Annotated in this window: 1 protein-coding gene; it reads right to left on the bottom strand. The window is 41.8% G+C overall.

Going from position 1 to position 11107, the window contains the following annotated elements; all coding sequences use genetic code 11:
* On the bottom strand, positions 1–11107 hold an 11107-nt coding region (locus IEV57_RS18960; protein ID WP_194383037.1), incomplete at both ends, for a cadherin-like domain-containing protein.

Here is an 11107-nt window from a genome sequence, read left to right as displayed (position 1 = left end):
CATCGTAAGCGTCGCGCCCGCTGGGTTGTCCGTTTGTGGTTGTGGTGTACCATAAGTCGTACCCGCTGGTACCTCATCATTCGTACTCACATCACCTGTCACCGAAACATTGATATCCGTCACGTTGAAGTCTACTGGTGTCTTCGGTGCTGGCTCTACCAAGATATGTAGCGTAGCTGTTGCGCAAGAGGCTGGTGTAGCATCATCACATACCGTGTACACCACTTCCACTGGACCTGCAAAGCCTGCATCTGGGGTAAACGTGTACGTGCCATCCGCATTGAATACCAAGGTACCCGGCAGCGTAGCTGGATCAGTTACCAAGCTGGCAGTCAACTCCGCATCAGGGTCTGTATTGCTGTCATTAGCCAATACATTGCCCGTAGCACTAGCTGTCCCATCTCCATTTGCCTGTACCACCGCAAAGTCATCTGCAGCTGTCGTTACTTCTGGCATATCTTCAGGAACTACCGTCACTGTAACGGTACCCGTCTGACAGTTCGCAGGATCGCTCGTATCACATACCGTGTACGTGAACACATCCGTACCCGTGAAGCCCGCATCCGGTGTATGGGTCACCGTGCCGTCTGAATTTATTGTCACTGTGCCGTTCTCAGGCTCTTCTGTTATCGTTAAGCTTGCTGGATTCAGATCCGTACCCACATTACCTGATTCATCATTGCTTAGTACATCGATCTTAACCGGTGTATCCTCTTTCGCTGTAGCAATGTCTGGATTCACCACCGGTGCATTGTCATCCGACAATGGATCCAATACCGTAATCTGCAATGGTGACAATGGACAGTCTGTAGTCTGACCCGGGCCGCATACCGGTACCATATAAGTATAAACTCCTGGTTCGGTCGCAGTGAACGCATACGTTCCATCAGCGTTCATCGTAAGCGTCGCGCCCGCTGGATTGTCCGTCTGTGCTTGTGGTGTACCATAAGTCGTACCCGCTGGTACCTCATCATTCGTACTCACATCACCTGTCACCGGTACATTGATATCCGTCACGTTGAAGTCTACGACCATAACGGCAGGACAACCTGTTGGTTGCTGTCCAACTATCAAAGGACATCTATCTTGTCCATCCGATACGCCATCCCCATCGGTATCTGCATTCAGTGGATCAGTACCCAATGCTAATTCTTGTTGATTCGTCAAGCCATCATTATCACAATCTAGTGCCAACCAAGCAGTACTTACATTATCTAAGTCTTGGTTATCAACATTATAAGAACATGGATCATTTGGATCAGTACCATCTGCAATCTCTTGTCCATTGGTTACACCGTCGCCATCACAATCTGCAGCCAACCAATTAGCATACGCAGGAGTTCCAACTGCTGGTGCCGTAGTGAATGAACATGGATCTTGTGGATCTGTACCATTAGCTAACTCTGTAGCATTGCTTTCACCATCATTATCACAATCTGCATTGTCCCAAGCTGTGCTGGTGGTTCCTATTTGATTTACTACTTCATAATCACATACATCTAAAGGATTTGTACCGTCTGTCACTTCCTGACCATCTGGTACACCATCACCATCTGAATCTGAATTCAAAGGATTTGTTCCCTGTGTTATTTCTTCTTGATTCGTCAAGCCATCATTATCACAGTCCAATGCCAACCAAGCTGCAGTTACATTATTTAAAACTTGGCTCTGTGGATTATATAAACAAGGATTGCTTGGATCAGTACCATCTGTTACTTCCTGGCCATCAGGAACACCGTCACCATCTGAATCTGGATTCAAAGGATCTGTACCTAATAACAATTCTTCGCCATTGGTTAAACCGTCATTGTCACAGTCTGCATTAGGATCATTTATGTCGCAATATACAATAGTAACCATTGCTGTATCACATACTGTACCGTTACAAACCGTGTAACCTACCGTGACAGAACCTGCTGCAATTTCTGCAGCTGTAGGCGTATAAGTCAATTCACCCGTTAATGGATTAAAGCTTACCGTTCCTTGTGCACTTCCTGCATCGTCTCCTGTAGCTCTTACAATTGTAATTTGAGGTCCAGGGATAAAATCATCATTTGCTAAAATATCTAAGGTAGCAGTTGTTGCCGTTGGATCAACAGCAAAAATATCATCAATAGCTGTAGGTACAGTAGGATGAGGATCTGCGCCATCTGGATTTCCATCACCGTCAGTGTCTGAATTTAATGGGTTTGTGCCCATATTCAATTCTACTCCATTCGTTAAACCATCATTGTCACAATCCAATGCCAACCACGCTGCAGTTACAGTGGCTAAATCTTGGCTCTCAGTATCGTAAGTACAAGGATCGGTTGGATCAGTACCATCAATCATTTCCTGACCATTGGTTACACCATCACCATCACAATCTAGCGCTGCCCACGATGCATATGCAGGAGTACCAACTGCTGGTGCCGTAGTGAATGAACAAGGATCTTGTGGATCTGTATTGTTGGCTATCTCAGTAGCATTGCTCTCCCCATCACCGTCACAATCTGCATTGTTCCAAGCTGTGCTGGTTGTTCCTGTTTGACTTGCTGCTTCATAATCACATAAGTCTAAAGGATTTGTGCCATCTGCTACTTCCTGACCGTCTGGCACACCATCTCCATCTGAATCAGCATTCAATGGATTTGTGCCTATTGTTATTTCTTGTTGATTGGTTAAACCATCATTGTCACAATCCAATGCCAACCAAGCTGCAGTAACGGCTTCAAGGTCTTGGCTCTGTTGATCATATGAACAAGGGTTGGTTGGATTTGTACCATCTGCTACCTCCTGACCATCAGGAACACCATCACCGTCTGAATCTGGATTCAATGGGTCTGTACCTAATGCCAATTCTTGGCCATTGGTTAAGCCATCATTGTCACAGTCTGCATCAGGGTCATTTATGTCGCAATATACAATAGTCACCATTGCTGTATCACATACTGTACCGTTACAAACCGTGTAACCTACCGTGACAGAACCTGCTGCAATTTCTGCAACTGTAGGCGTATAAGTCAATTCACCCGTTAACGGATTAAAGCTCACTGTTCCTTCTGCATCTCCAGCATCTTCTCCTGTAGCTCTTACAATTGTAATTTGAGGTCCAGGGATAAAATCATCATTTGCTAAAATATTTAAAGTAGCACTTGTTGACGTTGGATCAACAGCAAACACATCATCAATAGCTGTAGGTACAGTAGGATAAGGATCTGTACCATCTGGATTTCCATCGCCATCTGAATCTGTATTCAATGGGTCTGTGCCTATTGTTATTTCTTGCCCATTCGTTAAACCATCATTATCACAATCCAATGCCAACCAAGCTGCAGTTACATCATCTAGGTCTTGGCTCTGTGGATCATAATCGCATAGATCTAAAGGATCTGTGCCATCTTCAACTTCTTGACCGTCTGGTACACCATCACCGTCTGAGTCTGCATTTAATGGGTCCGTACCTATTGTTATTTCTTGTTGATTGGTTAAGCCATCATTGTCACAATCCAATGCCAACCAAGCTGAGCTTACATTCGCTAAAACTTGATTCTGTGCATCATAAGAACAAGGATCATTTAGATCTGTACCATCTAAAATTTCTTGAAAATCAGGAATACCGTCTCCATCTGTATCCAATGCATCTATCTCAATGGTAAGTGTTGCACTTGCAGTACCTCCATTACCATCACTAATGGTATAGCCAACAACGACGTCGGTCACATTACCTGATTGCGGTGTGTAATTAAAGGTTCCATCAGTATTCATTATAAATGAACCTACACCAGGAACATTGACTAAGCTACCCGCTGGATAAGTCACACCATTTATGGTAAAGCTTAGAACGCTTAAATCATCACTTTCAACATCTGTATCATTATCCAATACATTGCCACCCACTGGCGTTTGATCATCTGTTGAAACAAGATCATTTACAGCTACTGGGTTGTCGTTTATTGGAGACACAGCAATATTTAAACTCGCACTATCCGTAGCGCCTTCATTATCTGCTATGGTATAAGTAATTGGAGGTACAGGCCCATTATAATTTTCAGCTGGTGTGAAAGTAAATGACCCATCTTTAGCCATGGTAAGTGTACCAACACCGGCTATATCATAAGTTCCTCCAGTAACAGGATCTACTTGTGTGAGTACACCATTAATAGTAAAGGAAACTACTCCATCAAGTGCATCCTCTGGATCAGAGTCATTTGTCAATACATTTCCTATCACAGGTATATCTTCTGGGGTAACGATATTATCATCGTTTACAGCTATTGGGGTATCATTAACAGGTGTTACCGTAATTAGTAAATTGGCTGTACTCAGACCACCTTCGCCATCTGTAATCGTGTATGCTATGGCCGGTACTGTACCGTTCCAATCTTGGAAAGGCGTGAATGTGAAAGTACCATCCGCATTGATCACTACGGTTCCTACACCAGGAACAGTAGCTGTAGTTCCCGCTGGATATGTTTGATTTCCGATTGTAAAGGAAACTACCGATAAATCGTCATCATCTTGGTCTGTATCATTGGTCAACACATTGCCTGAAGCTACAGCATCCTCATCAATAGTAATTGCATCAGCATTAGCTACAGGATTTATGTTTGCAGAATCCACAAAAATATCGATCCCGGCAGTGTCAGTACCGCCATTGCCATCACTCACGGTGTACGTGATTGTAGGCACATTACCGGTAAAGAAATCTCCCGGAGTTCCATCTCCGTTCACATCATTGCTTGGAACAAATGTCAAATCACCATTCGCAGCGATCGATATCGTCCCCACATTTGGTATTACATAAGTGCCGCCTGAAGTTGGGTCAACTGTTGTGGTAACACCTCCAATAGTGAAAGATGTAACCGTAAGCGGATCACCATCTACATCTGAATCATTGGTTAAAATATTTCCAGATGATGTTAAAATATTTCCATCCGAATCATTGGCTACAAAGGAATAAATATCATTTACCGGCGTAGGATTGTCGTTTACAGCTGCTACAGTAATATTCAAATTAGCTGTATCTGAACCTCCATTTCCGTCGCTAATAAGGTATGAAACTACAGGTACTGGTCCGTTGAAATTAAGCGCTGGCGTAAAAGTATAGCTCCCATCTGCATTGACTACAATGTTTCCTACTCCTGGAATAGACGCAGTATCTCCTGGATTATAAGTAACACCATTGATGGTAAAACTTGACACTACAAGGATATCTCCATCAACATCTGTGTCATTTGAAAGTACATCCCCAATCAGGAGTGTATCTTCTTGTACTGTAACGATTACATCATCTGCAATAGGTGGATCGTTCACAGGCGCCACATTTATATTTAATGTAGCAGATGCTTCCACATTATTAGAATCCTGAGCAGTATACGTGATCTGTGGAATAGCGCCATTATAATCTGGCTCAGGAGTGAATGTAAATGTACCATTTGCATTCATTGTTAAGGTTCCCATATTTGGTATCACAAGTGTACCTCCTGTTGAAGGATCTACGGTGGTAGTCACTCCATTAACAGTAAAGCTTGTAAGCGATAAAGTTGTTCCTGTTGGTGCGGTATCATTGTCAAAAACAGAGCCTGAAACAGGGGTATCCTCATCGGTATTAAAGACATCATTTACCAATAAAGGGAAATCCCCTAAAGTAAGTATTGCCTCATCACTAATTACTGGACAAATGTATGTTGCACTAGAAATTTCAACGCGGTAACGATAGTTATTGAGATTGGTAGTTACTCCTGTCAGGGTAAGCTCGTTTGTCAATGCGCCACTGTAAATTCCAGCATCAGCTAAGTTGGTCCAAGTAGCACCCCCGTTTGTACTGATTTGCCACTGATAACTTAGTGAACCATTATCTGAAGTTGCCACTACAGTAAATGATTTATTATCTCCCACAATAGCAGTTACATCTGCAGGTTGTACGGTAATGTTTGCTGGAGCTCCTTCAGTACTTGCATTCGTATAATCTCCATCATAACTTGCAGCAGTTACGGTCCCGTCTGGATTAGAAGGTGGCGGATTTCCGTTGCCATATTGATCGTTTCCATCTGTACCCACAGCAGCAGTTGTGCCATAATATTCTATCGCATCAGGACAACCATCACCATCTGAATCTAAGTCCAAATAGTTAGGAATACCATCACCATCGATGTCTGGGTTACAGGTATAATCTACAACCTTAAACGGTAAAGGAAAACAAGCATAAGAAGATCTATCGCCACTAGTTCCATCTCCAAAAGCCCCATTGGCATTATGACCGGAATTACAAATCAATCCGTCTTTTATCACCGGCGTAATGTGTCCTCCGTTTTCTACCACCCATATTTTGTCTGTGGCTAGAATTCCATTGGGCAATGTCGGTAAGGTTCTTAAACCGTTAACACTACCTACAGCAATCATACCTGAAGCATTTGAACCCCAGGATAACAATTTGCCTGAATTTAAGATAACAGATGCAGTATTAACACCACCAAAGGAGTTTTGAGCACTTAGATACGCCACATCGGTCAAAGGCCCTGTACCCGCTTCATTTTTAACGGTAACCCAAGTATTTAAGGTAGTAGTGTTGCCTTGCCCATTTAATCCAAGTGCCCCCTCGCCCATTGCGTACACCCTTCCGTCTGAACCTAAAACAAAGTAATTTACAGAAGGTGTCACTTGCACCCAAACCGGATCTACACCCGGTGGAAGCGGTGAAACCATTTCCGTAGCAAAACTACGTCTAGTTGGAGCAGAGCCGTTACCCAAGTTAGTAATTAAGCCCCAAGTGTAGAATTTTTTATTGGCCCTATCAAAAGCAAAGGCTGCTTCACTTGATATCTCCACATAAGTAATATTGGTCAAAGGGATATTTGGAGCGGTTAACACCTTGGTATAATTTTCAGTATGGGCAGTTAAACCCGCACCATTCATAAAAAAGGAATTAGTAGAACCTGTGGGACCAACGTTGAAAGTTGTGATGGTGCCATCTCGTAACAGCATTGCCATTAAAAGCCCACTTCTTGGAGATATAGATACAGATAAAGATTTTACCGACAAAGGATCTAAACCTTCTGGCAAAGGAATTTTTCTAAAGCTTCCAGTAACTTGAATAGCATTATTGCCGTAATATTTTGTCGTGCTATTTCTTCCCCAAGCATAAAGCCCTTTAGTGGTTAAAATCAGATAATTTCCTGAATAAAATGCGTGACCGTGTAAAATTTTACCTTCGTAAGGGTAGCCGTTCGCTGGCGAAATTTCTATTGGCCTATTAGTATGTAAAAGATTTGCACGTGCTGTTTCTCCAGTGATGTAAAATTTACCATCTGCAGCTTTGAATATAGACCCGTGGAAGGCAGAAGAAATCACTTTTGAGCGTTCAAAAACTTGTTCAAACGGATCCATAGGGATGTTACACTCATCGCTATCCAAGATCCCATCATTGTCGGCATCTAAATCATCAATATCAAGAATACCATCTCCATCGGTATCTGTACACGCTTTTATTTGAGCGTCTAAGGCATAATAATAGGTATAGTCTCCTGTATAAATCCCGTCTTCATTGGTTTCAATGCTGTCTGCAAAACCGTTAGGTCCATAAGGCCCAACCACAGTAGTAGCAGTAAAGTTTGTAACAGTTCCTGCTTCTGAAGCATCGCTACAACCATCACCATCGGAGTCTAAATCCAAATGATTAGGAATGCCATCCCCATCTTTGTCTTCTGTGCAATTTGCAGGAATTGGGAAAAAAGATGGATTATAAGCCGCTGTATTTACATCAAAAAAGAACTCCCTAGCTATACCAGTGGAGATGTTAGCCGCCGTAACCCCTTGTATGCGGTAGAATTGATAAGGTGCTGCATTGGTATTTACTGTAAATACATTTACATTAGAAAGAGCTACTCTACCATTAACAGTGGTAACACTAGCAGTATTGGCAGGATTCGCCGCAGTAGTCCATAAATTGGTCCAAGTAGTATTGTCGTTTGAACCTTGAAGCATCACACTGCTAGATCCTCCAATGATTTGTGTCGTAGAGGATTTTGAAATGTACCAGGTATTCAACTGAATCGGTTTTGCAAAAGACACTTGGAAAATGGTTCTATCCAACTGAGCCTGTGCAATTGTTGTTGAAAACTGCCAGGCATTAACGGCGGCATTATTATCTAATAAATTTTCAGCAACAAATCCCGATACTGGAAATAAATCTGAGCTTACTTTTGCGTAAAAACGTTTGTCTGCAGTATTCCATTGGCTTGGCCATACATAACAACTAAAAGATTCAATGTGATCAAAAACCCCATCATTGTCATCGTCTAAATCGTCTATATCAGGAATGCCATCCCCATCAGAATCTAAACAAGCATTTATAAATTCAGACGTAGCATTTTGATAGGAGTAAATACCGTTATACAAACCGCTTTCTACTACGGTTTCTAAGCTGTCTTTGAAACCATTGGCGCCTGTAGTGCTAGGATCAAAGAAACTTACAGCATTGAATGCACTGGTGCCGAGTGGCGCTGTGCCTGCTTCAATAGCATCTGGACAACCGTCACCGTCTGAATCTAAATCCAAATGATTAGGAATCCCATCACCATCGGTATCTGGACAATTTGTAGGGTCTGGACATTCAATACTGTCTAATATACCATCATTGTCATCATCTAAATCAAAGACATCTGGAATTCCATCACCGTCTGAATCTAAACAGGCGTTTATTGTATCATCAATGGCATAATTATAGGTGTATACGCCCTTGTAAACTCCTGATTCTGGACTAGTTTCCAATACATCTCTGAATCCATTGGTGCCTGTAGTAGTGTTATCAAAAAAGCTTGTTGCTGAGAAAGGTGTAGTACCAACTGGAGCAGTGCCAGCCTCTATCGCGTCTGGACAGCCATCTCCGTCTGAATCTAAATCTAAATAATTAGGAATACCATCGCCGTCAGAATCATAAGAGCAATTGTAGCCTACAATTTTTAAGCCATCCATGGCCATTCTAACACCTTCTACTGAATCCGTGGCTCTTGCCTTAAAATAGAATGACATCGTTGAACTTGTAGCAACAAATTTAACGGATTCATACGACCATTTAATTTGTGAACCCTCAGTTACAGTTGATAGTCCAGTAGAAACGGTAGTCGTACCAATGGATTGATTTGATTGCTTGTGAACAAGATCAAAGTATCCATCAGATGTCCAAGATTTCCTGCCACTGGAGAACATTCCTGGTGCAGCTTGCCAAAATTCAACAGCATAGGTTTGACCAGGTATGAGATCGAAAACAGTAACGCTTGAAAATTCATCCCAAACACCTAATTGATATACATTAGACAAAAATGCACCACCATCGGGACTAGGACTCATGCCAGGAAACATATAACCTCCACCAACGGTCATCAAATCCGGAGAAGGAGACTCAACAGTCATACAACCAGTATTTCCAATAGATTGTGTGAAACCAAACGAAGGATCAGCACAAGATATAGGCATCTCAACTTTTAAACACTCCTCAGTATCCAAAATCCCATCATTGTCATCATCTAAATCAAATACATCTGGTACACCATCACCGTCTGAATCTAAACAGGCGTTTATTGTATCATCAATGGCATAATTATAGGTGTAAGAACTAATGTATATTCCACTTTCAGGTTCAGTTTCTAAGGCATCTGCAAATCCATTTGATCCATATCCTCCGGCAGCAATTGCATTGGCCACATTGGCGGTAGTGGTCAGGACACCATTTACTTTATTGGTAATGGCGCCTGTATTTAAAGTACCTACAACATTTGCTTCAAGTGCGTCTGGACAACCATCGGCATCTGAGTCTAAATCCAAGTCATTGCGAATACCATCCCCATCTGTATCACAAGGCACATCTAGTCTAAAATCCTTGAATTTTTGAAGATTTGTTCTAGATCCTGTTGAAGCCGTGAATCCAAAAGTCAACTTGTTTTCACCATTAAATAAATTTTTAACCACATCATCAGTGTGGGTCAATTTCAAGTCGCCATCAAAATAGATTTTAAATGTTTTGGTGCTTGCATTCCAATCAATGCCTACATCGTGATACGATCCATCTTCAATTTGACCCAATGAAACTGCTCCTGCAACTTTACCCGAAGTAGAGTTGTAATGAATAGCAACATGGTCATCTACAACATCCCCGAAAGAACTATTAAAATAGGTGTCAAATTCTACAGCTAAAGAATTAGTCATTCCAGAATAGCCCAAGCCACCACCAGAAGTTGGAGGAGTATCATTACCCAAATTTTGGATCACAAATGAAATTCCATCAGCACCACCATCATCATCTCCAAGAAATAATTGGAAATTGGCTTTAAAATCTTTGTTGAGATTAATATAATTTTTATTCCAAATGGCACCAATTTGAGAACCAACTGCTTCAGTTAAACGGTATTCGTCAGTTTCTGTCAGATAGGTAGAAGCCCCTTTAAAAACCCAATTATCTGGGAAAATCGTTTCTGCAGTTTCACACTCCACAAAATCCAAAATCCCATCGTTATCATCATCTAGGTCATATATATCGGGAATACCATCTCCATCCGTATCCACACATGCTTTGATCTTGGGGTCTCTAGCAAAACTATAGGTATAATTGAACGAAGGCACTCCAGAATCTACGGCAGTTTCTAGGGAGTTGTCAAGACCATTTGCACCAAAAGGCCCGGTAAATTGGAAATTGGCAACTTGAGACGTCGTAGCTCCCCCTTCCAAGGCATCACTACAGCCATCATCATCTGAATCCAGGTCCAAGTGATTAAATAGACCATCACCATCCGCATCATCAGTACAGACTGGCTTTAGATAATAAGAAGCCTGATACGTTTGATTGTTGACATCAAAATAAAACTCTGAGGCTATTCCTCCTAAAATATTGGCTGAAACTAATCCAAAAATCCTGTAATATTTGTATGCTCCAACATTGGTTGAAATTTGAAATTTATTTGAATTGGTTAAAGAAACAGCACCATTTGCAGTAACATTAGTGGCATTTCCTGGTGAAGGTATTGCAGCCGGCAATAGATTGCTCCAATTGACATCATCATTCGACCCCTGAACCATTAAACTCGATGCTGTAGTTGCAAATATTTGAGTTGAACTCGTTTTTTGAATATAA

The sequence above is a fragment of the Belliella aquatica genome (genome assembly GCF_014637795.1).
Taxonomy (GTDB): Bacteria; Bacteroidota; Bacteroidia; order Cytophagales; family Cyclobacteriaceae; genus Belliella; species Belliella aquatica.
Note: the sequence above shows the minus strand (reverse complement) of the source record. Positions and strands in the feature narration are given on the sequence as shown.